The following is a 22662-nucleotide window of genomic DNA, read 5'->3' as shown; positions in this document are numbered from 1 at the left end:
AGCTTGTCGATGATCCGACCTGGGGTGATGCTGAAGTGCATGACCGATCTGGCCGGCCTGCTCGACGAGGACGCGCGTTCCGCGCTGCGGGCGTGGCAGGGCGGAACCTGGTACCCGCCCGCGCTGGCCACCCTCACCCACCACGAGTTCTCCGACGAGAACTGGATCTACGAGCGCAAGCTCGACGGGGTCCGGCTGATCGCCGGAGCGGACGGTGGTGAGCCGCAGCTGTGGTCGCGCAACCGCAAGCGGGTCGACGCCTCCTACCCGGAGATCGTCGACGCCCTCGCGGCCCAGGGCGCGCCGAGCTTCGTGCTCGACGGCGAAGTGGTCGCCTTCGAGGGCAACAGGACGAGCTTCGCGCGGCTGCAGAAGCGGATGAACCTGACCAGCGCGGCCGCCGCGAGGCGCACCGGGGTCGCGATCTACTACTACGCCTTCGATCTGATCGCCTTCGGCGGCGTGGACCTGACCGGGCTCGCACTGCGCACCCGCAAGCGCCTGCTGCGCGAGTGCTTCGAGTTCACCGATCCGCTGCGGTTGAGCCAGCACCGCAGCGGCGACGGCGAGGAGTTCTTCGCGCAGGCGTGCGCGCGCGGCTGGGAAGGACTGATCGCCAAGCGCGCCGACCGGCCCTACCGGTCCGGGCGCGGGCGGGACTGGCTGAAGTTCAAGTGCGTCTCCGGCCAGGAGTTCGTGATCGGCGGCTACACCGATCCCCGGGGCTCCCGGTCCGGTTTCGGTGCGCTCCTGGTCGGCTACTACGACGAGGAGGGCCTGCTGCGCTACGCGGGCAAGGTCGGCACCGGCTACGACGAGCGAACGCTGCGCGACCTGTCCGCGAAGATGGCGGCCCTCGCCCGGCCGGAGTCACCGTTCCTCGACGCGATCGGGGAACCGGGAACGCACTGGGTCGAGCCGGAGCTGGTCGCCGAGGTCGGTTTCAGCGAGTGGACCGGCGACGGGAAGCTCCGGCACCCGAAGTTCTCGGGGCTGCGCAACGACAAACCGGCTCGGGACGTCCGGCGCGAGGCTTAGCGCTCGGCGACGATGGCCGACTGGTTCGCCGCCGGGTGGATCTGGTGCGCCGGATCGTTCGGGGGAGTGGACACCGCGAGGAGAACGGTCAGCACGACCATCGAAACCGTTCCGACAACCGACACGATCGTGCGGCTGTTGATCTGCATCGCGCTGCTCTCCCTGAAGACGTGTCCTGCGAAGTGGGTGATGGGCGGGGCTCTTCGGCGAGTGCCGAATCCCACGTCCCACAGTAGGTGTCGCCGCAGGCGGCAGCGGCGTTAGCAGCGTCGTCACAAATCTTCGGTGTGACGCGGAACATTCTGCTGGGGAGGCTGTTTCGGCCTGCTCGGCGCCGAAACTCCACTGCGCTAGGTGATGGATCAGTTACCCTCCGGTTGTGCCGGATGCGTGGCGAATCCGCGCTCGCGGCCTCGCCGCGTCGCGCTGACCGGTATCGTCGAAGGGCGTGGTAGCCGATCCTGCCGATCTCCCGAACGTGACTCACGCGCTGGCCAAAGCCGGGCTCGACGACGTCCCGGCGCTGACCGAGCGCCTGATGTCGGCGATCTTCACCGACAACCCCGAGTGGACCGATTACCGGCCGGTGCCCAAGGAAGACCTGTGGGAGGGCTGCCGCCAGTACCTCGAGCGGATCCTGCAGATCCTCAGCGGTGAGGTCGACATCTCCGATCGGGACGACGACGTCGCCGCCGCCATCGGCCGCCGCCGCGCCGAGCAGGGCGTGCCCCTGGAGGTCATGCTGCGGACGTTCCGGCTCGGCGGACGCGTCGTCTGGGAGGCGCTGGTCGACCAGGCGCATCGCGACGGCGCCGACCCGGACTCGGTGCTGGGCGTCGCCACCTCGATATGGCGGGTCATCGACGGCTTGTCCTCGACGCTGTCGACCTTCTACCGCAACACCGAGCTGGAGCGGCTTCGCCGCGACGACCAGCGCAGGCACGCGCTGGTGGAGGACCTGCTGGCCGGCCGCGCCCGCGACGTCGCCTTCGCCCAGCGCGCGGCCAAGGAGCTCGACCTGCCGACCGGCGGCGCGTACCTGGTGGTCGTCGCGGAGATGACCGACGACGCGGCCTTCGCGCTGCGCGGCCACTCCGAGGCGCTCGCCGCGCTGCACTTCCGCTCGGTCTGGCAGGTCCGCGCGGACTCGCTGGTGGGCTTGATCGCCCTCGAACAGCATCCCGCCGAGCTGGCCCTCGACGCGCTGCGCCCGCTCGCCCGCGCCCGCGTCGCGGTGTCGCCGAAGGTGCAGGGCCTTTCGGAGATCGGGCTCGCGCACCAGCTGGCCCTGACCACCTTGGGCACGTCGGCGCCCGGTGCCGCGGAACTGGTGACGCTGGAGGAGCGGTTCCCGGAGGCGTTGCTGGTCCAGTCGCCGGATCTGGCTCAACGGCTCCTGGAGACCCAGCTCGGCCCGGTCCTCGCGCTGCCGGTCAAGGAGCGCGACATGCTGCTGGACACGCTCCGGGCCTGGCTGGAGGAGAACTGCTCCACGGCCAACGCCGCCGTCCGGCTCCACTGCCACCGCAACACGGTCCTCAACCGCCTCCACCGCATCACCACGCTCATCGGGCAGCCCCTCCACGGCCGCACGGCCTACGTCTCCCTCTCCCTCGCCCTCTCGACGCTGCACCTCACCAAGGGCCTCCCCGACTGACCCACCTCCAGCCCGGCGAAGCTTCCCGGACTCGCCAGTTCCCAGTTTTAGTCCAAACTGAGCCGACATTTCGGACATGATCATGGCTCGGTTTGGACTAAAACTGGGACTTGGCGACCACTGCGGTTCCCCGGCGGGCGCTGTCCGGAGCTCTCCTCCGGTGTCGGGCCTGGGGCGTGGTGATTGTGCAGTGGGCATAGTTGGAAAATTTTGGGTTCTTTTCGCTGGTGGTGGGCGTAACCGCAGGCGCTGGGGTTTTGTGCCTGGAGATGTTCAGCATGTGACGGGGGTCGCGGCTCCCTTGTGTAACTGAGGGGCCACTTGTCGTGCTCATCACGGCAGGAGATGTGCAGAGTGCACAGCCGTCCGTCTCAAAGTCTGGGCGGCTGGGCATAGCGCGAACGTGGTCGTGCTCACGACACTCTGGATGAGGATGGCCCGCGCTGGACTCGGGCCGTCGATTGACCGGCGCGTGCGTTCAAAGGAGCACAGCGAAGTGCAGGAGTTCGACCTTCTGGTGGTGGGCGGCGGCCCCGGTGGCTACGTCGCCGCGATCCGGGCCGCGCAGCGCGGTCTCTCGGTGGCCGTGGTGGAGAAGGAGCGGCCCGGGGGTGTTTGCCTGAACTGGGGCTGCATCCCGACGAAGGCCATGCTGCGATCCGCCGAGGTCTACGAAACCGTGCTGCACGCGGCCGATTTCGGCGTGAACGTCGAGGGCGTCAGCGTCGACTACGACGCGATCACCCGCCGCAAGGCCAGCGTCGTGAAGGGTCTGACCGACGGTGTCGCGGGCCTGCTCAAGGGCAACGGCGTCACCGTCATCAACGGCCACGCCCGGTTCACCGGCCCGACCACCGTGGACGTTTACGCCACCGGTGAGTCCCCGCTGGGCGCCGACGGCCCCCGCTACGCCGCCGAGCCGACCGGCGCGAAGCCGATCGAGGCGGTCAAGGCCACCGACGTCATCATCGCCACCGGTTCGGTCCCCGTGCAGCTGCCGCTGCCCGGTGCGGACCTGCCCGGCGTGATCACCTCCGACGGCGCCTTCGGCCTCACCGAGGTCCCGAACCGCATCGCCATCATCGGCGGCAGCGCGGTCGGCGCCGAGTGGGCGACGCTGTTCAACACCCTGGGCAGCGAGGTCAGCATCATCGAGATGCAGAAGACCCTCGTCCCGGCCGAGGACGCCGAGGTCGGCAAGGCGCTGGGCCGCTCGTTCAGCAAGCGCGGCATCAAGGTCCTCACCGAGGCCACCGTCTCCCGCGTCGACCAGGCCGACGGCGGCCTGGCGGTCACCGTGGACGGTGCCAAGCCGCAGCAGATCGACGCCGACTTCGTGCTGGTGGGCGTCGGCCGCAAGCCCAACACCGCGAGCCTCGACCTCGACAAGGCCGGAATCGCCACCGACCAGCGCGGTTTCATCACCGTCGACGACAAGCTGCGCACCAACGTCGAGCACGTCCACGCCATCGGCGACGTGACCGGCAAGGCGCTGCTCGCGCACGTCGCCTCGCACCAGGGCGTCGTCGCCGCCGAGACCATCGCCGGTCACCACGCGGCGATCGACTACGACGTCATCCCGGCGGCCACCTTCACCCACCCGGAGATCGCCAGCGTCGGACTCACCGAGGCGCAGGCCAAGGACGCCGGGCACGACGTCGTCGCCACGAAGTTCCCCTTCGCCGCGCTGGGTCGCGCGCAGAGCTACGGCGACACCGAGGGCTTCATGAAGATCGTTGCCGGCAAGAAGTACGGCGAGGTCCTGGGCGTGCACATCATCGGCCACGCCGCCAGCGACCTGATCACCGAGGGCGCGCTGGCCATGGGCCTGGAGGCCACCCTCGACGAGCTCGCGGAGACGATCCACGCCCACCCGACCCTCGGCGAGGTCGGCATGGAGGCCGCGATGAGCGCCCTCGGCCTGCCCGTCCACGTAGCACCGCCCAAGAAGCGCTAGAGGTAAGAGAAAAGGGGATCCGCGATGGCACAGACCGCCACCCGCAGCAAGCCGTCCACGCGCACCGGCGCGACCAAGACGCGGCGTTCCACCTCGGCGCGGGCCGCTGAGCGAGGTCGCTTCTCGGGCGAGTCGCCGGAGCTGCTTCGCGACTACTTCTACGAGATGACGCTGATCCGCCGCTTCGAGGAGCGCGCGGCCCAGGGCTACACGCAGGCCAAGATCGGCGGCTACTGCCACCTCAACCTCGGTGAGGAGGCCACGGTCGTCGGCCTGATGCGCTCGCTGCGCAAGACCGACCTGCTGTTCACCAACTACCGCGAGCACGGCTACGCGATCGCCAAGGGCATCGAGCCCGGCCGCGTGATGGCCGAGCTCTACGGCCGCTCCACCGGCACCTCGAAGGGCTGGGGCGGTTCGATGCACATGTTCGACGTCGAAGCCGGTCTGCTCGGCGGCTACGGCATCGTCGGCGGCCAGATCCCGCTGGCCACCGGTGCCGCGCTGGCCATCGACTACCGCAGCGGCGACCAGGTCGTCATGTGCCAGATGGGCGACGGCACCACGAACATCGGGGCCTTCCACGAGGCGTTGAACATCGCCGCGCTGTGGAACCTCCCGGTGATCTTCGTGGTGATCAACAACCAGCTCGGCATGGGCACCACCGTGGAGAAGTCCTCGGCTGAGTCGGAGCTCTACAAGCGCGCGTCGGCCTACCGGATGCACGGCGAGCGCGTGGACGGCACCGACGTCCTCGCCGTTCGCGATGCGTCGTCCCGGCTGGTCGAGCAGGCCCGCGAGACTGGCCGTCCGGCTCTGCTGGAGCTGACCAGCGAGCGGCTGAAGGGCCACTCGGTGGTCGACCCGGGCAAGTACCGCGACCAGGAGTCGCTGGAGAAGGCCAAGCAGGCCGACCCCGTCGCGAGCTTCCGCGCGGAGCTGATCAACGCCGGGATCCTCGACGAGGCCGCCGCGGCCGACCTCGAGACCAAGGCGCAGGCCGAGGCAGACGCCGCCGTGGCCTTCGCCGACGACAGCCCGCACCCGGACGTCGAGACGCTGTTCGACTACACCTACGCCACGCCGGTCGCCAACGACTCGCGCAGGCTGCCCGCCGACCCGCTGTTCGTCACCAGCTGACAGGTCGAATCCTCAAGTCCCCTTGCGGTTTTTGCGACACCCCGCCACGTTTCGCATCCCCGTGGTCTGGGGCGGGAAGTTTTCATGAAAACTTCCCCACCCCAGACCACGGGCCGCTCTTCCGCTGTCAGGAGAAATTCCCTTGGCACTCATGACCTATCGCCAAGCGCTGCACGACACCCTCCAGGAGGAGATGCGGCGCGATGAGGACGTGTTCCTCATCGGCGAAGAGATCGGAGTCTTCGAAGGCTCCTACAAGATCACCGCCGGCCTGCTCGAGGAGTTCGGCGAGAAGCGCGTGCGCGACACCCCGATCGCGGAGGAGGGCTTCGTCGGCGCGGCCGTCGGCGCCGCGATGCTGGGCCTGCGCCCGGTCGTCGAGCTGATGACGATCAACTTCTCGCTGGTCGCGCTGGACCAGATCGTCAACCACGCCGCCAAGATCTACGGCATGTTCGGCGGTCAGACCAGCGTCCCGATGGTGCTGCGCACCCCCGGTGGCGGTGGGCAGCAGCTCGGTGCCACGCACTCGCAGAACATCGAGCTGTACTACGCGTTCGTGCCGGGCCTGAAGGTCGTCGCGCCGAGCACGCCCGCCGACGCCAAGGCGCTGCTGCTGGCCTCGATCCGGGACAACGACCCGGTGCTGTTCCTGGAGAACCTCTCCCTCTACAACACCAAGGGCGAGGTCCCGGACGTGGTGGAGCCCGCCGAGATCGGCAAGGCGAAGGTGACCCGCGAGGGCACCGACATCACCATCATCGGCTACTCGCGGATGGCGATGGTCGCCCAGCAGGTCGCCGAGAAGCTGCACGACGAGCAGGGCATCAACGCCGAGGTCATCGACCTGCGCAGCCTTCGCCCGCTGGACCGCGACACCGTCGTGGAGTCGGTGCGCAAGACCGGGTGCGCCGTGGTCGCGGAGGACGACTGGCTGACCTACGGCATCGGCGCGGAGATCGCGGCCTCGATCTCCGACGGCGCCTTCGACTACCTCGACGCCCCGGTGCGGCGCGTCGCGGCGGCCGAGGTGCCGCTGCCCTACGCCAAGCCGCTGGAGCGTGCCGCCCTGCCGTCCGCGGAGTCGCTGACCACCGCCGTTCACCAGACCCTGGACGCGGTGGGCAGCCGCCGCTGAGTCCCGCGCTCACCTGAGGAAGACGATGACTGACATTCAGATGCCGAGGCTCTCCGACACCATGGAGGAGGGCGTGATCGCCAACTGGCACAAGCAGGTCGGCGACAAGGTCTCGCGCGGCGAAGTGGTGGCCGAGATCGAGACCGACAAGGCGCTCATGGAGCTCGAGGCCTACGACGACGGGGTGCTGGAGAAGATCCTGGTCGAGGCCGGCACCACCGTGCCGATCGGTGAGCCGATCGCGGTGCTGGGCGACGGTTCCGGCGCAGCCGCCGAGGCGGCTCCGGCTGCCGCCCCCGCTCCGGCTGCCGCCGCTCCGGCGGAAGCTCCGGCTGCCACCGCCGCTCCCGCAGCACCTGCGGCTCCGGCCGCCACCGAACCGGCCGAGACCCCGGCGGGTGGCCCGAAGCCGAAGGCCTCGCCGCTGGCCAAGGCCGTCGCCAAGGAGAAGGGCGTGGACCTGGGCACCGTCCAGGGCTCCGGTCCCGGTGGGCGCATCATCCGCGCCGACATCGAGGCCGCTGCGTCCTCGAGCCCCGCGGCTCCGGCCCCCGCTGAGTCTGCCCCGGCGCCCGCGTCGCAGACCGCTCCCGCGGTCGCCGGCGACGACGTCGAGGAGATCCCGCTGTCCAACATCCGGAAGGTGACCGCGAAGCGCCTGACGGAGAGCAAGCAGAACGCGCCGCACTTCTACCTGACCAGCGCGATCGACGTCACCGAGCTGATGGAGTTCCGAGGGAACCTCAACGAGCGGCTGCAGGCCGCCGGTGGCCCGAAGGTCAGCGTCAACGACCTGATCGTCAAGGCGGTCGCGACCTCGTTGCGCGCCAACCCCGGCGTCAACGTCTCCTTCGCCGGCGACAAGATGCTGCAGCACAAGCGCATCAACCTCGGCGTGGCGGTCGCGATCGAGGGCGGTCTGGTGGTGCCGGTCGTCAAGGACGCGGACCGCAAGAGCGTGTCGGAGATCGCCACCGAGAGCCGCGAGCTGGCCGGTCGGGCGCGCGAGGGCAAGCTGAAGCTGGACGAGATGTCCGGCGGCACCTTCTCGATCTCCAACCTGGGCATGTTCGGCATCGAGCAGTTCAGCGCGGTGATCAACCCGCCGGAGGCGGGGATCCTGGCGGTCGGCGCGGCCCGCGACGAGGTCCAGGTCCGCGACGGCGAGTTCGTGGCCCGCAAGATCCTGCGCGTGACGCTCTCGGCCGATCACCGAGCGGTCGACGGCGCGGTCGGTGCCGCGTTCCTGCAGCAGTTCACCTCGCTCCTGGAGGACCCGCTCCGGATCATCGCCTGATCCGTTCGCGAGGACGAAGAGCGGCCACCGCCGACATCCCCCGAGTCGGCGGCGGCCGCTCTTCGCGTTCCCGGGCGAATGCGAAGAGCGCGCTCCTCGGCGCCCAACAATTGATCTTCACGCGTGGCGGCCGTCGTCGGATTGAGTTCCGGCGGCGGCCTTTTCGCATTCCGGAATTGTTCGGGATTTGAGTAGAAACACCTATTTCTTGTGCGCGTTTAACAACCGGGTTCGGAGTGGATGTACCGCCGATCGGGTTGTCTTGCTGGCTGGTCTTTGCCAGGTTGTGGGCTTTTTCAGTGATCTAGCTTTCGTTTTGATCGAAATGGCATTGGGGTGCGATCTCGATTGGAAGACTCCCGCCCCGGATTCCGGCCGAAGGCTCGGCCGGTGTGCAACAGGGGAGGACAGGTCCGCGAAGTGCTGGAAATCAGGGGGAAGCGCCTGGGGGCGTTGATCGCCGCGACCGCGGCGGTGACGGTGTCCTGCGGCCAGCAAGCGCCGCAGGCGCAGCAACCACCGGCGGTGGTGACGGTGACCCAGCCGGCGCCGGAGCAGACGAGCGAAGCGCAGGAGAGCTCGGAAGGATCCTCGGAGGAAACCTCGGGGCAGAGCGGTTTTCCAGAGGGAAATCCGAGTGATCCGGAGGAGATCCCGACGCAGAAGCCATGCAAGGCATCTGAGCTGCGTGCCCGGTTCTACCCGGAGAGCATATTGCAGCTGAACGATGACCTGAGTCAGCCGACTGACGGATACCGGGTGAAGCTGCGCCTGGCCAACGTGGGGGCCAAGGCTTGCACGATCGAAGGCGACCCGAGGTTCGAATTCATCGATCCCAATGGCGGGGTCAAACCGGCCACCACTCAGGTCGTCGCGGGCGCGGCGCCGTTCAGCGCAATGAGCATCGGGACGCGTGAGGGCGTGTCCCAGGACATCCAGTGGAAGTCCGCGCCAGGCGACTGCGTATACAGCCCGCCCAAGATCAACATTTACCCCGACGGCAGCGATGAGCCGATCGCCGTGGAATGGTCGTTCGGCTCGGTTTGTGGCGACCTCCAGCTTCAGACAACACACCTCCATTCGGACTGACGCCAGGTGAGATTGCGCGGAAGAAGCGGAAAAGCGATGAAGCTGAAGACGGCAGTGAAGATGAACGGCAAGCGGCTGGGTGCGTTCGGGGTTGTTCTCGCAGCCGTGGCTGCATCCAGCGCGTGCGGCCAGCAAGCGCAGCAGGCGCAGCAGCCACCGGCGGTGGTGACGGTGACCCAGCCGGCGCCGCAGGAGACCACCGAATCGCAGGATTCCTCGGAGGAAACCTCGGAGCAGGGGGGTTCTTCGGAGACGAAGGTCAGTCATCCGGAGGAGATCCCGACCCAAAAGCCCTGTCAGACGTCGCAGCTGCGAGCCCGGTTCTACCCGGACACGCTCGTCGGGCAGCATAAGGATCCCACGCAGCCCGTTCGAGCATCACGCACCAAGCTGCGACTCGCGAATGTCGGGGCCAAGGAATGCACAGTCCACGGCGACGCGAGGGTCGAGTTCCTCGACGATGCAGGCGCCGTCATGCCGGCGACCTTCGTGGACAAGGCGGGAACGCCACCTGCCGAGTGGATGAGCATCGGCACCCGTGAGGGAGTGGCTCAGGAGCTGTACTGGGTCTACGAGACAGGCGATTGCGTCGACGATCCACGCAAGGTTCGCATCTATCCGCCGGACAACACCGAGCCGATCACGTTGGACTGGAACTTCGGCACGGTCTGCGGTGACCGTCGCGTCGAGCGAACTCACCTCCGCTCGGACTGATGCCCGGTGAAACTGCGTGGAAGAAACGGAAAAGCGATGAAATTCGGGTCTGCATTGAAAATCAACGCGAAGCGACTTGGCGCGTTCGGGGCTGCGCTCGCAGCGGTGGCTGTTTCCAGCGCGTGCGGTCAGCTGGGATCGCAGGCGCAGCAACCACCGGCGACGGTGACGGTGACGCAACCCGCGCCGCAGGAGAGTGCGACGAACAGTTCCGAGGAGAGCTCGGAGTCCACTTCGGATTCCTCGGAGGCGCCGTCGAAGTCGAAGGAGCCTGAAGCTGAAGATGGTCTCGCCTGCGCTGCCGAGGAGCTGCAGCTGCAGCTGGATCCGAATTACCCGCAGGCCGACGGCTCGCACATGACTCTGAAGGTCACCAACATCGGTGGTCGGCCGTGCCAGATCCGCGGTTATGGCGGATTGCAGTTCGTGGACTTCAACGGCAAGCCCGTCGACACCGAGCTGAACCGTCTGCAGGCGAATCCGCCGACGATCACCATCGAGCAGAGCCAGAGCGCCGGACTGGACCTTACCTGGGACATCTACCAGTCGCCGTGCGTCGAGCCGGAGACGTTGCAGTTCACGCCGCCCGGTGATGACAAGGCCATCAAGTCGGTCTGGGGACGTGGCGCGGTCTGTCGCGGCGGGCTCGTCGATGCCACCGCGTTCCGCAACGTTTGGGGCGGCTGACCACAGCCGACCTGGGAATTGAAGGGGAGGAAGAATGCCACAGCCACTTGTTTGGTTGCTTGACGTGCTGCGCGCGGCCGGACTCAACGTGCATGAGACCGAGGGGTGGCGGGATCGTGGTGCGGAGGGGCGCCCGCCCGCACCCATTGGTGTGCTGCAGCACCACACTGCCACGCGCACCACACCGCAGAAGCCGGTGCCGACGCTGGACATGTGCATCAAGGGGCGATCCGATCTGGACGGTCCGCTGTGCCAGGCGTTGATCGGGTTGGACGGCTCCATCCATCTGGTCGCGGCGGGACGGGCCAACCACGCTGGTGAGGCCAAGGCGTCTGGGCCGATGCCCGCCGCAGGGAGCGGCAACGACATCTACATCGGTTTCGAGTGGGACTACCACGGCGTGGAACAGCACCCGTCGCGCGAGCAGTACGACGCTGCGGTCCGCGCAACCGCTGCGGTTCTCCGCCACCTTCGGGTGCCTGCTGAGCACACGCGTGGGCACAAGGAGACGAGTGTGACCGGCAAGATCGACCCGGGCAACGTAGACCTCAACCAGTTCCGGGCCCACGTGGCAGCGGCGATGAATCCGCCCGCGCCGCAACCGAGCCCACCGGGACCGGCGCCGCAACCCCAGCCGCAGCCCCCGCAGGGGCCGCCGTCCCTTCCGCCGATCCCTGACAGCCCGCCCGCACGAGGGGGAAATCCAGGTCCGCCGGATCCGGCGGTGATGCGCGTCGTCTACCTGGTCGGCAAGCACATGAACGTGTCTGACTACGTGATGCTGGCGGCATTCGAGACCGGTCTTGTCGAATCTCAGATGTCGAACCTCAACTGGGGCCACAGCACTTCGCTCGGGGTGTTCCAGCAACGCCCGGAGTGGTGGGGAACCCCGCCGCAGCTGATGGACGTGCGGTACGCGGCGACGAAGTTCTTCGAGAAGGCGTTGAAGAAGGAGCGCGAGAACAATCGGCGCAGCGCGGGGCAACTCTCTCAGGATGTGCAGGACTCCGCTCATCCGGAGCGCTACGACCAGCGTGAGACGGAGGCCCGTCGACTGATCGACGAGACGGCGCATTCCGTTCATCCCGCGCCGCCCGGACCGAATCCGCCTCCGCCGCACGGTCAGCCGCCGAACCAAGGCCAGCCGCCGCAGGGCCAACCGCCGCAGGGCCAGCCTCCGCAGGGGCAGCCGCCGCAGCAGCCTCCGGCGCCTGCTCCGGCTCCGCCTCCGCCGCCGCAGCCGGTGGTGCCGACCGTGTTCGGGTCGTGGATCCTGCCCGGTGCGGATGGCGCGCTGTCGGCCTTCGCGACCTCCACGTCCGGTGAGGTCGTCACGGCGTGGCAGGTCTCGCCGGGTGGTGACTGGGTCGGTTGGCTGGGCATCGGTGGCGAGCCCGCCGGTCGTCCGGTCGTCGTGCGCGAACCTTCAGGCGCGACGGTGGTTTTCGTGCGGGACCGCAACGGTGAGGTGATCACCTCGTCCTGCCCGCAGCTGGGGGCGAAGTGGAGCCCGTGGATCGGTCTGCGGGGTGAGATCGCCGAGGACCCGGTGGCCGTGCTGCGGCCGGACGGTGCGATCGCGCTGTTCGCCGTGGGCGAGGACGGCAAGCTGCACAGCGCCGCGCAGGCCGGTCGTGGTGGGCACTGGACCGACTGGGACGACCACGGCGGCGACCTCATCGGCCGTCCGGCGATCGCGCTCGGCCAGAACGGTGCCGTGTCGGTGTTCGCCCGCAACTCCCAGCGCGAGGTCGTGATGTCCACCCAGGGCACCGCGGGCGCGGGCTGGTCGGAGTGGAAGGGCCTGGGCGGCAGCATGGCCGGGGACCCGGTCGTGGTGACCCTGCCCGACGGCGTGGTGGTGCTGCTCGCGGTCGGCGACGACCAGCAGCTCTACTGCGTGGAGCGGCCCGGCGAAGGCGGCAACTGGTCCGATCTCGGCGGCGACTTCACCGGAACGCCTGCGATCGGGGTCAATCCCGGCGGGCGAGTCGAGGTGTTCGTCCGCGACACCTCGGGTGCGATCCACACCGCTGAGCAGCAGTCCGCCCACGGCGGCTGGTCCGCGTGGACCGACCTCGGCGGTTCGCTGGGTGGCGACCCGGTCGCCATCAGCCGCCCGGACGGCGCCTCCAGCCTGTTCGGCGTCGGCCACGACGGCGACATGGTCACCGCCGGTCAGCCCGACCCGGACTCCCCGTGGGAGCCCTGGACGGACCTGGTCGACTCGCTCAAGGCGTAGCGCGGCGGGGGATTCGGACTTCCGCGCGAAGTCCGAATCCCCGCGGCTCGTCAGGAGAGGGCGTCGAGGAGCTTGGGGGTGAGGTGGTCCAGGGCGTAGGGGATGCTGGAGAGCGTCGCCGAGCCCAGGGCCATCGTGAGGTCGTAGTCGTCGAGCAGGACCAGCGAACCGCGCTTGGCGGCCGGGAGGTTGTTCAGCAGCGGGTCCTTGCGCACTGCTTCGACGTCGGTGGCCTTGGCCGTGGTCACGATGACGACGTCCGCGTCCAGCAACGACACCTGCTCCTTGCTGACCTTGACGTTGAACTTGCCGCCGCTGTCCATCCCCTCGATCGCGGGGGACAGGCGCAGTCCGAGCTGCTCCAGCAGCGCCGTGCGGGCGTCCTGCTTGGTGTAGGCGGCGTAGGTCCCGGCGGCGTCGGTGCGGACCGTGACGTGCGTCTTGCCCTCGAAGATCTGGTTGGCCCTGCGGGTTTCGTCGATGCGCGACTGCGTCTGCTCGATGAGACGGGCGACCTCGGCCTGCTTTCCCAGGGCCTGGCCGATGGTCTCGGCCTGCACCCGCCAGTTGACGCCGTAGTCGATGGAGTTCGGCGGCTGCGCGACGACCGGGGCGAAGGTGCTCAGCCGGTTGTACTGCTCCTGCGTGAGAGCGCTCTGCACCGCGATCGTGGCATCGGGGGTCTGGGCGATGACGCCTTCGACGTCGACCTCGCTGCCGAAGACCTTCGGTCGCCGGCCGCCCAGCATGGGCTCCACCCACGGGCCGACACCGCTCTCCCACGGCCCCCACTTCGTCAGGCCCGCCGGGATCACGCCCAGCGGCAGCAGAACATCGTGGTCGGTGATGCCCAGGGTCACCACCCGCTGCGGTGCCGCTTGGAGATCGGCCGCGCCGTAGCGGTTGGGGATGCGGACCGGAAAACCGGGACCGGACGGTGCGTTCCCGCTCGGGCTCGGGCCGCCGCCGCTGCACGCGGCCAGGCCCGCCGCGACGAGTCCTGTCGCGCCGGCCAGGAAGCCCCGACGGCCGATCGCGCTGGGGGGAGGAGTCATCACCGAGTCCTTGTTCGTCCGGTTTCGGGTTCACCGCCCGAAGTTCTGACACAAGAGAGGCTAACCTAACCTACGTTGCGGTCGGTCCGCGGTCGATCGGTGAATCTGCTCACCGAGCACGCGCTACCGTGGATCTAGATCGCCGATCACGGGAGTTGCCGCATGAGTTCGTTCGCCACCGGAGTCCGCAGTCTCGGGTCCGGTCTGGGCATCATCCTGCGCAGCCCGAAGCTGCTGCTGCTCGGCGCCATCCCCGCCCTGATCAGCGCACTTCTGCTGCTCGGGAGCCTGGGCACGCTGATCTACTTCAGCGGTGACCTGACGACCTGGATGACCCCGTTCGCCGACGGCTGGGCCGACTTCGCGCGCAGCGGCCTGCGCCTCCTGCTCGGAGTCGCCCTGGTGGGCGCGGCGGCCGTGCTGGGGTCGATCGCGTTCATCGCGCTGACCCTGCTCATCGGCGGACCGTTCTACGAGCACATCGCCGAGCAAGCCGAGAAGCAGCTCGGACTGGACACCTCCGACGACGGCGCCGGCTTCGCCCGCCAGCTCGGCCGGGGAGTGCGCGACTCGCTCAAGCTCGTCGGCGTGGCGCTGATCGGGGCGATCCTGCTGTTGGTCATCGGGTTCATCCCGGTCGCCGGGCAGATCGCGGGCGCCGTGCTGGGCGCGCTGTTCGGCGCGTGGGTGATCAGCGTGGAGATGGTGGGCCTGGTGTTCCAGCGGCGCGGCCTGGCCTTCGGCGAGCGCCACCGCAAGCTCCGCGAGCACAAGGCGATGACGCTGGGCTTCGGCCTGCCCGCCTACCTGCTGTGCCTGGTGCCGGTGCTGCAGCTCCTGGTCATCCCCGCTGCCGTGGTGGGCGGCACCCTGCTGGCCCACCGCGTCCTCGACGAGCGCAGCGCCGTCGCTCCGGGGTGATGTCGGCAGGCGCCGGTGCGGCTTAGAGTCTGGGTGTGACAGAGCCCGTTCAGCCCGATGAGTCCTACCTGCGCGCGGTGGCCGCTGCGACCGAGAGGGCCGTGGCTTCCGCGGAACCGCTGCGGTCGGGGCATGCCGGAGCCGATGAGGCGCTGCTCGCGGAGACCGAGCGGTGGGTGACCGAGCACGGCGACGACCTGCTCGGGCTCAGCCACGAGCTGCACGCGGACCCGGAGGAGGGCTACGCCGAGCACCGGTCGGTGGCGCGGGCCGCTGAGCTGCTGCGGAGCTTCGGCCACGACGTCGAGGTCGGCGTGGGCGGGCTGGACACCGCGCTGCGCGCGAGCGCCGGTGACGGCGGGCCGCACGTGGCGGTGCTGGCCGAGTACGACGCGCTGCCCGGCATCGGCCACGGCTGCGGGCACAACATCATCTGCTCGGCGGGCGTCGGCGGGTTCCTCGCCGCGGCCACCGCGGTGGGGCGGACCGGTGGGCGGGTGAGCCTGTTCGGCACCCCCGCCGAGGAGGGCGGTGGCGGCAAGGAGCACCTGGCCAGGGCCGGTGTCTTCGACGACGTCGACGCCGTGGTGATGCTGCACCCGTTCTCGCACGACATCGCCACCCACCCGTTCCTCGGCCGCAGGCAGGTCGAGGTCGTCTTCCACGGCGTGGCCGCGCACGCGTCCGCGCAGCCGTTCATGGGCCGCAACGCGCTGGACGCCGTCGTGGCCACCTACCAGGGCGTGGCGGCGATGCGCCAGCACATGCCCTCCACCGACCGCGTTCACGGCGTGATCACCGACGGCGGCAAGCGTCCCAACGTGGTCCCGGACCGGGCCGCCGCGCTGTTCTACGTGCGGTCGGCGGAGCCGGGTTCGCTGCAGGACCTGGCGCGCAGGGTGGAGTCGATCGCGCACGGCGCGGCGTCGATGACCGGCTGCGGTGTCGAGCTGAACTGGGACCACAACCCCGCCTACCTGCCGATCCGGCACAACGACGCGCTCGCCGCCAGGTGGGCCCGCCACCAGGCCCGGCGCGGCCGGACCTCGCTGCCGCGCGGCGTCGTCCCGGACTACCTGACCGGCTCGACGGATCTGGGCAACATCAGCTTCCGGACACCGGCCATCCACCCGATGATCGGCCTGAACGACGCGGGCCTGGCGCTGCACACCGAAGGTTTCGCCGCCGCAGCGGGTTCCGCCGCCGGCGACGCCGCGGTGATCGACGGAGCCATCGGCCTGGCTCTGACCACAGTGGACTACCTGGCGGACGGTGAGCTGCGCGACGCGGTGAGTGACGAGTTCGCCGCGGCCGGAGGGCCGCTGGACGTGCCGAACTACTTCACCTGACCGGCTAGGGTGCAGGGCGGTTCGTGGTCCTCGGTGCGGGTGGGGACCGGGTGCTCAGGTGGTCCCCAGGAAGACGCGGTGGCTCCACCACTTCCCAGAAGACCTAGTAGTTCGGATGTGTTGTGGACGAATTAGTGCAGAACGCGACGGCGCGGCTCCTCGACTCCGGCAACGTCGCCGCGCTCATCGCCGGGTTGGTCGCGCTCGTCCTGGTGCTCAACCGGGGGACCTGGTTGCCGCTGCGCAACGTGGTGACCATCGCTCACGAGGGCGGGCACGCCGTGGTGGCGCTGGTCAGCGGCCGCAAGCTCAACGGCATCCGGCTGCACTCCGACACCTCCGGGCTGACCGTCTCGACCGGGCGCGCGCACGGGCCCGGCATGGTGTTCACCCTGCTCGCGGGCTACCCGGCGGTGTCGCTGCTGGGGTTGGGCGGTGCGTGGCTGGTCACCGCCGACCGGGAGCGGTGGATGCTGTGGGGCTGCATCGTGCTGCTGGCGCTGCTGCTGCTGGCCGTGCGCAACGCATTCGGCGTGGTGTCGGTGCTGCTCACCGGCGGTGCCATCGGTGCCGTGTCGTGGCTGGCGAGCCCGTCGTGGCAGGCGCTGTGCGCCGCGCTGCTGTGCTGGTTCCTGCTGATCGGAGGCATCCGCCCGATCAGCGAGCTCGGCCGCAAGCGCCGACGCGGTCGCGCCGGGGACTCCGACGCCGACCAGCTGGCGCGGCTCACCGGGGTCGCCGGGGGAGTCTGGATGTTCCTGTGGTTCCTGACCGGCCTCGCGTCGTTGCTCGTCGGCGGGTACTGGCTGCTGCTGATGCCGCAGGTCTGAATCGGCCCGCCCGAGGTGGTGCCTCGGCACGACATCTTGCTGATCAGCCGGATTTCCAGCAGCATCGACTCGTGACGACTGCGAATGCTTTGGGTGGCAGGTTTCCGCTGGGTCCGGGCCTGGAGATCAACCGCGTCGGGTTCGGCGCGATGCAGCTGGCGGGTCCGGGCGTGTTCGGTCCGCCTGCCGACAGGGAGGCCGCGATCGCGGTCCTGCGCCGCGCCGTTGAGCTCGGCATCGATCACATCGACACCAGCGACTTCTACGGCCCGTGGGTGGTCAACGAGCTGATCGCCGAGGCGCTGCACCCCTACGAGGCGAACTTCGTGGTGGCGACCAAGATCGGCGCTTACCGCGACGACCAGGCGAACTGGCTGCCGCTGAACCACCCCGCGGCGCTGCGCTCCCAGGTGCACGACAACCTGCGTCGGCTGCGCACCGACGTCCTCGACCTGGTCTACCTGCGCGACATGGGACCGCAGGAGGGCATCACCTTCGCCGACCAGGTCGGTGCGCTGCACGACCTCAAGCAGCAGGGCCTGATCCGCACCATCGGTCTGTCCAACGTGGAGCTCGGCCACTACGCCGAGGCGCGGGAGATCACCGAGATCGCCTCGGTGCAGAACCTCTACAACGTGGTCAACCGCACCGCCGCGACCCTGCTGGACGCCACGACCGAGGCGGGCGCCGCGTTCGTGCCGTTCTTCCCGCTGGGTTCCGGTTTCGCCGACAGCCGGGCGCGCGGCGACGAGGACCTGAAGGCCATCGCCGAGGCGCACGGCGCGACCCAGGCGCAGGTCTCGCTGGCGTGGCTGCTGCGCCGCGCGAGCAACGTCCTGCTGATCCCGGGCACCTCGTCGGTGGCGCACCTGGAGGAGAACACCGCGGCCGGGACGCTGGCCCTCGACGACTCCGAGGTCGCGCGGCTCGACGCGCTCGTCGCGGAGGGGGAGACCCTCGAAGAAGCGCACTGATCAACTTCCGGGTTGATCGATCTCGATGTGGCCGCCTTGCCATCCCGGTGGCGCCCGCCCGGTATCCTGTGCGTGCGTGCGCCACCGGAGGCGGACGTGCAGGTCGATTCGCTTCGCCAGGTTGACGCTGACGGACGGTGAGATGAGCGAGGGTGATCCGGACGGGCCGCCGCCGGAATCCGAGTGGCGGTCTGATGTCGCGCGCCGTTGGACGGCGGAGCTGCGCACCACCGCCTACCTCCCCTTCTCGCCCGGGGAGGTGCAGGAGACCCTAGCTGGCCTGCTCGACCTCGTCGCGCTGTCGCTGGACGATCCTTCCCGAGCCGCTGAGACCGGTCGCGTCGTGGGTGCCCGGCTCGTCGAAATTCGCGCGACCGGCGAGGAAAGCCTGTCGGTGAGCCTGAAGTTCCTTCAGGACGCGCTGCTTTCGGACGCCACGAAGGTCGATGCTCTGCTGACGGTGCTCACCGAGATCGCCGCCGGGTACGCGGCGGCCGACCGGGAGAGCACCTTCGCCCAGCAGGAGACGCTGAACAAGGCGCTGCTGAAGGCCAAGCTGAAGACCGACCGCGAGCTCAAGGCCAGCGAAGCGCGGTTCAGCGAGGTGTTCACCTCCACCCCGATCGGGGTCGCCATCAGCGACCTCGAAGGCCGGTTCGTGCAGGTCAACCCGGCGTTCGAGCAGGTGCTCGGGTATCACGCCGACGACCTGGAACCGATGACCATCGACCGGCTCTTCCACCCCGAGGACGCCGAGTACCTCAGCGCCTCCTACCGCGAGCTGATCGAGGGCGCGAGCTCCAAGCGGATCAGCGACCGCAAGCGGCTGGTCCGGGCCAACGGCGAAGCCGCGTGGTGCTACCTGGGCGTTTCGGTGCTCCAGGGCGCCGACGGAGGGCCCAGCGGCGTGGTCACCATGGTCGAGGACATCACCGAGCTGCACCTGTTGCAGGACCGCTTCCAGCACCAGGCGCTGCACGACGCGCTGACCGGGCTGCCCAACCGCGGGTTCTTCCAGACCCGGCTGGAGGCCGCGCTGGTCAACCTGCCCCGCGATGCGCGGCTCGCGCTCTACCAGCTGGGGCTGGACGGCTTCGAGCTGATCAACGACGGCCTCGGGTACCCCGTCGGTGACCAGCTGATCAGGACCGTGGCGCGCCGTCTGGAGAGCCTCGTCGAGGACGAGGAGGCGCTGGTCGCGCGCTTCGGCGGAACCGAGTTCGCGCTGCTGGTCTGGGAGCAGGCCGACACCCCTGGGGTGCCGGTGATGACCCAGCTGATCAACGAGATGCTCGCCGAACCCGTCTACGTGGGCGGACGAGGCATCGCCGCGTTCGCCAGCGTCGGCGTGGTGCAGCGGAGGGTGGGGGAAGCCGACGCGGCGAACCTGCTGTGGTCCGCCGACATCGCGCTGCGGCGCGCGGAGGCGGCCGGAAAGCGGCAGTGGGCTCTGTTCGACCCGGACCTGGCGCCGGAGGAGCACGAGGAGAGCCAGCTCGCGGCGATCATGCCCGGCGGGCTGGAGATGGGCGAGTTCGACGTCGTCTACCGCCCGCAGGTCTGCCTCCCGGACCACGACCTGTGCGCCCTGGAGTGCGAGTTCCGCTGGGACACGGGCGATTTCGGAGTCATCGAGCACGGCGAGTGCGTGCGGCTGGCGGAGCGCTCCGGGGTGACGCTGTCGATGCGCGACTGGATGCTGCAGAGCGCCTGGCAGCACCTGGCGGAGTGGCACGCCGACGGTCACCAGGTGCGGCTGTCGGTGTCGCTGAGCCCGAACCAGGGCTGCGATCCCGATCTGGCGGCCCTGGTGCACAAGGTGCTCGACGAGTCCGAGCTCGATCCGAGCTGGCTGCGGCTGTGCATGCCGATCGCCGCGATCAGCGAGAACGAGGAGGCGCGGGAGAACCTGCGCTACCTCCACTCCCGAGGCGTCCGGACCGCGCTGCACGACTTCACCGGCTCGCCGGGCGAGTTGCGCCTGCTGCGCGAGATGCCGGTGGACTCGGTGCGGCTCTCACCCGAGATCGTCCGCCTCGTGCACGAGTCCGACACGCCGGACGTGCCGGAGGTCCAGGCGCTGCGCGCGCTGATCCCGCTGATGAACGGCGTCAGCCTGTGCGTCGATCACGTCGAGTCGCAGCGGCAGGTCGCCCTCTGGCAGGACATCGGCTGCGCCGTGGTCGCAGGACCGCACCTCGGCGGACCGATGCTGTCCTTCGACGTCCCGGACCACCTGGCAGGCGCCTGAACCGGCTCGGAGATGAAGTCGCGCGGAACGCCGGTGATGTCGTGGGGGTGGGGAAGTTTTCATGAAAACTTCCCCACCCCCACGAACACCCTCTAGTTGCTGTAGACGGGCTGGGTCTGGGGGTTGAACTCCTCGTAGCGGACCTTCTTGGCCGAGTCCGTCCGCTTGTCGCGGAGGTCGAGGACGTCCAATCCCTCCTGGATGCCGCTGGAGTAGATGTGGCCGTTGTAGTAGTACGCCGACCACGAACCCGCCACCTGCAGCTCGTTCGGGCTGAACGGAGAGCGGTCGAAGTGGGCGATCTCCTGCGGCTTGGTGGAGTCGGTGAAGTCGAACACCGAGATCCCGCCCTGGTACCAGGCCTGGACCATGAAGTCCCCGCCGGCGACCGGGATCAGCGATCCGTTGTGCGCCACGCAGTTCTCGGTGTCGGCCTGGTGCCGCGGGATCTTGTAGTAGCTCTTGAACGCCAGCTTCGAATCCGCGCCCGAGCCGGTGATGTCGTAGATGCCGTTGGCCCCGCGCACCGGGCCGGTGGCCTCGTTGCAGGTCGCGGCACCGCCACCGCCGAGCTCGTCGGTGAACACGACCTTCGTGCCCTCGTTGTTGAACGTGGCGCTGTGCCAGAAGGCGAAGTTCGTGTCATCGCGGACCTGGTTGATGACGCGGGGGTTCTCCCGGTCGGAGATGTCGAACAGCACGCCATCGCCCATGCACGCGCCTGCCGCGAGGTCCTTGGACGGGAACGCGGTGATGTCGTGGCACCCGGTGGTCGCGCTGATCCCTTCCGGCGCGCCGGGGTTGCCGCCGTCCGGGAACAGCACCGGCGCGTTGATCAGCTCCGGGGCGGCCGGGTTGGCCAGCGGCACCTTGATGATGGAGATCTTGTCGTGCGGCGGCTGGCAGTTCGGGAACTCCGCCTTCGGGCCGTACGACGAGACGTAGAGGTAGACGGCCTCTCCCGCCTTGTCCGGCACGAGGGTGTGGGTGTGCGAACCGCAGTCGGTCGCGATCGCCGAGACGTAGCGCGGCTTGGCCGGATCGCTGATGTCGAAGACCTTCATGCCTTCCCAGCCGTTGGGGTCGGCGGAGTCGGTCTCCTCGCTGGTGCAGGTGTTGTTGCTGCGCGGGTAGTCCGTCGAGACGAACAGCAGGTTGCCCGAGACGGACATGTCGCCCTGGCCGCCCGGGCACTGCACCTGGGTGATGATGCGCGGCTTCTTCGGGTTCGCGATGTCGTAGACGACGAAGCCGTCGTAGTTGCCGACGTAGGCGATGTTCTCCTTGAACGCGATGTCAGTGCCGTAGGCCTCCAGGGTGTCGAAGGGGGCCTGCTTGGGCAGGTTCGCGACGTGCTCGACGTTCTCGCTCTTGTCGATCTCGCGGTTCGGCGCCGGGACCTGCGCAGCGGAGTACTGCTCAGGTCCGTCACTCGGTGGCGTCGCGGCCGTCGCGGGTGCGAGCGACAAGCCCAGCACCATCGCTCCGATCACCGCGCCCAGCGCGCGCCTCCGACCGGTGGACTGAGAGATCACAGCCGATCTACCCCCTGGTTCGACGAAGTCGCCGCCGCCACCCATGGGCAGCTGCCGACAGCGGTTTCGGCCCACCGCATCTGACCAGTATCGTGTTCCCAGATTGAGCCCGAAATAGGCCGTTTCAGCGGCTTTTTCACGGTTTTCCCAGAAAGGGCGGCCATGGTGCGGAGTTCGGTGGCGGGAATCCTGCTGGCAGCCTGCGTGCTGACGGGGTGCGCGGCGGAACCGCCGGCGCCGCCCGGCCCGCCGGTCGTGCAACCGGGCGCCCCCGGTGACCAGCCCAGAGTCGTGCCCAGCGCACCCGCCGACCGCGGCGGAGCGAGCCAGGTCGAGGTCGACTACCTGCGCAACATGATCGCCCACCACCAGCAGGCCGTGGAGATGACGGCGCTGACCGCCGGGCGCGCGCAGAACCCGAAGCTGCGGTCCCTCTCCGACCGGATCAGCGGCGCCCAGGGTCCGGAGATCGGGATGATGCAGGGCTGGCTCGACACCCGCGGCGCCCACGAGCACCCGGGCCACGCGGGCCACGACCACGCGATGATGCCGGGGATGGCCACGCCGGAGCAGCTGGCTCAGCTCGCGGCGTCGCGCGGTGCCGACTACGACCGGTTGTTCCTGGTGTTGATGATCGCCCACCACGAGGGGGCGGTGACGATGGCGACGCAGCTGCTGACCACCGGTCGCGACGAGCAGGTCCACGAGATGGCCCAGGACGTCCTGGTCACCCAGCAGGACGAGATCGCGACGATGCGCGGCCTGCAGTCCGAGGTCGGGTAGGAGTT

At 69.1% G+C, this 22662-nt stretch carries 19 protein-coding genes; 16 read left to right on the top strand and 3 right to left on the bottom strand.

Annotation, left to right across the window (positions count from 1 at the left end; all coding sequences use genetic code 11):
• Window positions 1-39: 39 nt before the first annotated feature.
• On the top strand, window positions 40-1038 hold the full coding sequence (gene ligD / locus FHU35_RS06350; RefSeq protein ID WP_145737409.1) for a non-homologous end-joining DNA ligase: 999 nt from the start codon (window positions 40-42) through the stop codon (window positions 1036-1038).
• Here the strand turns inward: ligD and FHU35_RS29180 are convergent.
• Window positions 1035-1187: a hypothetical protein gene (locus tag FHU35_RS29180; RefSeq protein ID WP_186459278.1), complete on the bottom strand. Its 153-nt coding sequence runs from the start codon at window positions 1185-1187 to the stop codon at window positions 1035-1037. The genes ligD and FHU35_RS29180 overlap by 4 nt on opposite strands.
• Before the next feature lie 299 nt (window positions 1188-1486).
• Here FHU35_RS29180 and FHU35_RS06345 point away from each other — a divergent pair, with 299 nt between their 5' ends.
• The 9 genes from FHU35_RS06345 to FHU35_RS29535 all read left to right on the top strand — a co-directional run bounded on the left by FHU35_RS06345 (window position 1487) and on the right by FHU35_RS29535 (window position 12959).
• Window positions 1487-2695 (top strand): PucR family transcriptional regulator, encoded by a 1209-nt coding sequence (locus tag FHU35_RS06345; protein WP_145737408.1) that lies wholly within the window; start codon window positions 1487-1489, stop codon window positions 2693-2695.
• Window positions 2696-3191: 496 nt separating this feature from the next.
• Complete coding sequence (gene lpdA, locus FHU35_RS06340) at window positions 3192-4652, top strand: dihydrolipoyl dehydrogenase (RefSeq protein ID WP_145737407.1); 1461 nt, start codon at window positions 3192-3194, stop codon at window positions 4650-4652.
• Between the two features lie 24 nt (window positions 4653-4676).
• On the top strand, window positions 4677-5792 hold the full coding sequence (pdhA, locus tag FHU35_RS06335) for a pyruvate dehydrogenase (acetyl-transferring) E1 component subunit alpha (protein ID WP_145737406.1): 1116 nt from the start codon (window positions 4677-4679) through the stop codon (window positions 5790-5792).
• 142 nt (window positions 5793-5934) lie between these two features.
• Window positions 5935-6930: an alpha-ketoacid dehydrogenase subunit beta gene (locus tag FHU35_RS06330; RefSeq protein WP_145737405.1), complete on the top strand. Its 996-nt coding sequence runs from the start codon at window positions 5935-5937 to the stop codon at window positions 6928-6930.
• Window positions 6931-6955: 25 nt separating this feature from the next.
• On the top strand, window positions 6956-8227 hold the full coding sequence (locus FHU35_RS06325; RefSeq protein ID WP_186459277.1) for a pyruvate dehydrogenase complex dihydrolipoamide acetyltransferase: 1272 nt from the start codon (window positions 6956-6958) through the stop codon (window positions 8225-8227).
• Window positions 8228-8647: 420 nt separating this feature from the next.
• Window positions 8648-9316: a DUF4232 domain-containing protein gene (locus tag FHU35_RS06320; protein ID WP_186459276.1), complete on the top strand. Its 669-nt coding sequence runs from the start codon at window positions 8648-8650 to the stop codon at window positions 9314-9316.
• A gap of 36 nt (window positions 9317-9352) precedes the next feature.
• On the top strand, window positions 9353-10030 hold the full coding sequence (locus tag FHU35_RS06315) for a DUF4232 domain-containing protein (RefSeq protein ID WP_145737403.1): 678 nt from the start codon (window positions 9353-9355) through the stop codon (window positions 10028-10030).
• Between the two features lie 6 nt (window positions 10031-10036).
• A complete protein-coding gene (locus FHU35_RS06310; protein WP_145737402.1) occupies window positions 10037-10717 on the top strand; it encodes a DUF4232 domain-containing protein in 681 nt (226 codons plus the stop codon).
• A 34-nt stretch (window positions 10718-10751) separates the two neighbouring features.
• Window positions 10752-12959 (top strand): DUF8189 domain-containing protein, encoded by a 2208-nt coding sequence (locus FHU35_RS29535; RefSeq protein WP_222429289.1) that lies wholly within the window; start codon window positions 10752-10754, stop codon window positions 12957-12959.
• Window positions 12960-13009: 50 nt separating this feature from the next.
• Here the strand turns inward: FHU35_RS29535 and FHU35_RS06300 are convergent, their stop codons facing one another.
• Window positions 13010-14014 (bottom strand): iron-siderophore ABC transporter substrate-binding protein, encoded by a 1005-nt coding sequence (locus FHU35_RS06300; RefSeq protein WP_145737401.1) that lies wholly within the window; start codon window positions 14012-14014, stop codon window positions 13010-13012.
• A gap of 162 nt (window positions 14015-14176) precedes the next feature.
• Here FHU35_RS06300 and FHU35_RS06295 point away from each other — a divergent pair, with 162 nt between their 5' ends.
• The 5 genes from FHU35_RS06295 (at window position 14177) to FHU35_RS06275 (ending at window position 20339) form a co-directional block, all read left to right on the top strand.
• Window positions 14177-14935, top strand: coding sequence for an EI24 domain-containing protein (locus FHU35_RS06295; RefSeq protein ID WP_145737400.1), 759 nt, complete (start codon window positions 14177-14179; stop codon window positions 14933-14935).
• Between the two features lie 35 nt (window positions 14936-14970).
• Window positions 14971-16284 carry a M20 family metallopeptidase gene (locus FHU35_RS06290; protein WP_145737399.1) on the top strand — a complete coding sequence of 438 codons (1314 nt, stop codon included), beginning with the start codon at window positions 14971-14973 and terminating at the stop codon, window positions 16282-16284.
• Between the two features lie 122 nt (window positions 16285-16406).
• Window positions 16407-17114 carry a M50 family metallopeptidase gene (locus FHU35_RS06285; protein WP_145737398.1) on the top strand — a complete coding sequence of 236 codons (708 nt, stop codon included), beginning with the start codon at window positions 16407-16409 and terminating at the stop codon, window positions 17112-17114.
• Window positions 17115-17185: 71 nt separating this feature from the next.
• Window positions 17186-18088, top strand: a complete 903-nt coding sequence (locus FHU35_RS06280; RefSeq protein ID WP_145737397.1) for an oxidoreductase — start codon at window positions 17186-17188, stop codon at window positions 18086-18088.
• 142 nt (window positions 18089-18230) lie between these two features.
• Window positions 18231-20339, top strand: coding sequence for a putative bifunctional diguanylate cyclase/phosphodiesterase (locus FHU35_RS06275; RefSeq protein ID WP_145737396.1), 2109 nt, complete (start codon window positions 18231-18233; stop codon window positions 20337-20339).
• 92 nt (window positions 20340-20431) lie between these two features.
• Here the strand turns inward: FHU35_RS06275 and FHU35_RS06270 are convergent, their stop codons facing one another.
• Window positions 20432-21820, bottom strand: a complete 1389-nt coding sequence (locus tag FHU35_RS06270; protein WP_145737395.1) for an LVIVD repeat-containing protein — start codon at window positions 21818-21820, stop codon at window positions 20432-20434.
• 216 nt (window positions 21821-22036) lie between these two features.
• Between FHU35_RS06270 and FHU35_RS06260 the strand changes: the two genes are divergently transcribed.
• A complete protein-coding gene (locus FHU35_RS06260; protein WP_145737393.1) occupies window positions 22037-22657 on the top strand; it encodes a DUF305 domain-containing protein in 621 nt (206 codons plus the stop codon).
• Window positions 22658-22662: the final 5 nt, after the last annotated feature.

This window comes from Saccharopolyspora dendranthemae, assembly GCF_007829955.1.
Classification (GTDB): domain Bacteria; phylum Actinomycetota; class Actinomycetes; order Mycobacteriales; family Pseudonocardiaceae; genus Saccharopolyspora; species Saccharopolyspora dendranthemae.
This window is presented reverse-complemented; position numbering and strand designations above follow the sequence as displayed.

What these genes read in the sequence shown, in the direction of transcription:
- FHU35_RS29535 (WP_222429289.1), top strand. Translation starts at nt 10,752, where the DNA reads ATGCCACAGCCACTTGTTTGGTTGCTTGACGTGCTGCGCGCGGCCGGA.
- ligD (WP_145737409.1), top strand. Translation starts at nt 40, where the DNA reads ATGACCGATCTGGCCGGCCTGCTCGACGAGGACGCGCGTTCCGCGCTG.
- FHU35_RS06315 (WP_145737403.1), top strand. Translation starts at nt 9,353, where the DNA reads ATGAAGCTGAAGACGGCAGTGAAGATGAACGGCAAGCGGCTGGGTGCG.
- FHU35_RS06300 (WP_145737401.1), bottom strand. Translation starts at nt 14,014, where the DNA reads ATGACTCCTCCCCCCAGCGCGATCGGCCGTCGGGGCTTCCTGGCCGGC.
- FHU35_RS06260 (WP_145737393.1), top strand. Translation starts at nt 22,037, where the DNA reads ATGGTGCGGAGTTCGGTGGCGGGAATCCTGCTGGCAGCCTGCGTGCTG.
- FHU35_RS06295 (WP_145737400.1), top strand. Translation starts at nt 14,177, where the DNA reads ATGAGTTCGTTCGCCACCGGAGTCCGCAGTCTCGGGTCCGGTCTGGGC.
- FHU35_RS29180 (WP_186459278.1), bottom strand. Translation starts at nt 1,187, where the DNA reads ATGCAGATCAACAGCCGCACGATCGTGTCGGTTGTCGGAACGGTTTCG.
- pdhA (WP_145737406.1), top strand. Translation starts at nt 4,677, where the DNA reads ATGGCACAGACCGCCACCCGCAGCAAGCCGTCCACGCGCACCGGCGCG.
- FHU35_RS06325 (WP_186459277.1), top strand. Translation starts at nt 6,956, where the DNA reads ATGACTGACATTCAGATGCCGAGGCTCTCCGACACCATGGAGGAGGGC.
- FHU35_RS06275 (WP_145737396.1), top strand. Translation starts at nt 18,231, where the DNA reads ATGAGCGAGGGTGATCCGGACGGGCCGCCGCCGGAATCCGAGTGGCGG.
- FHU35_RS06270 (WP_145737395.1), bottom strand. Translation starts at nt 21,820, where the DNA reads ATGGTGCTGGGCTTGTCGCTCGCACCCGCGACGGCCGCGACGCCACCG.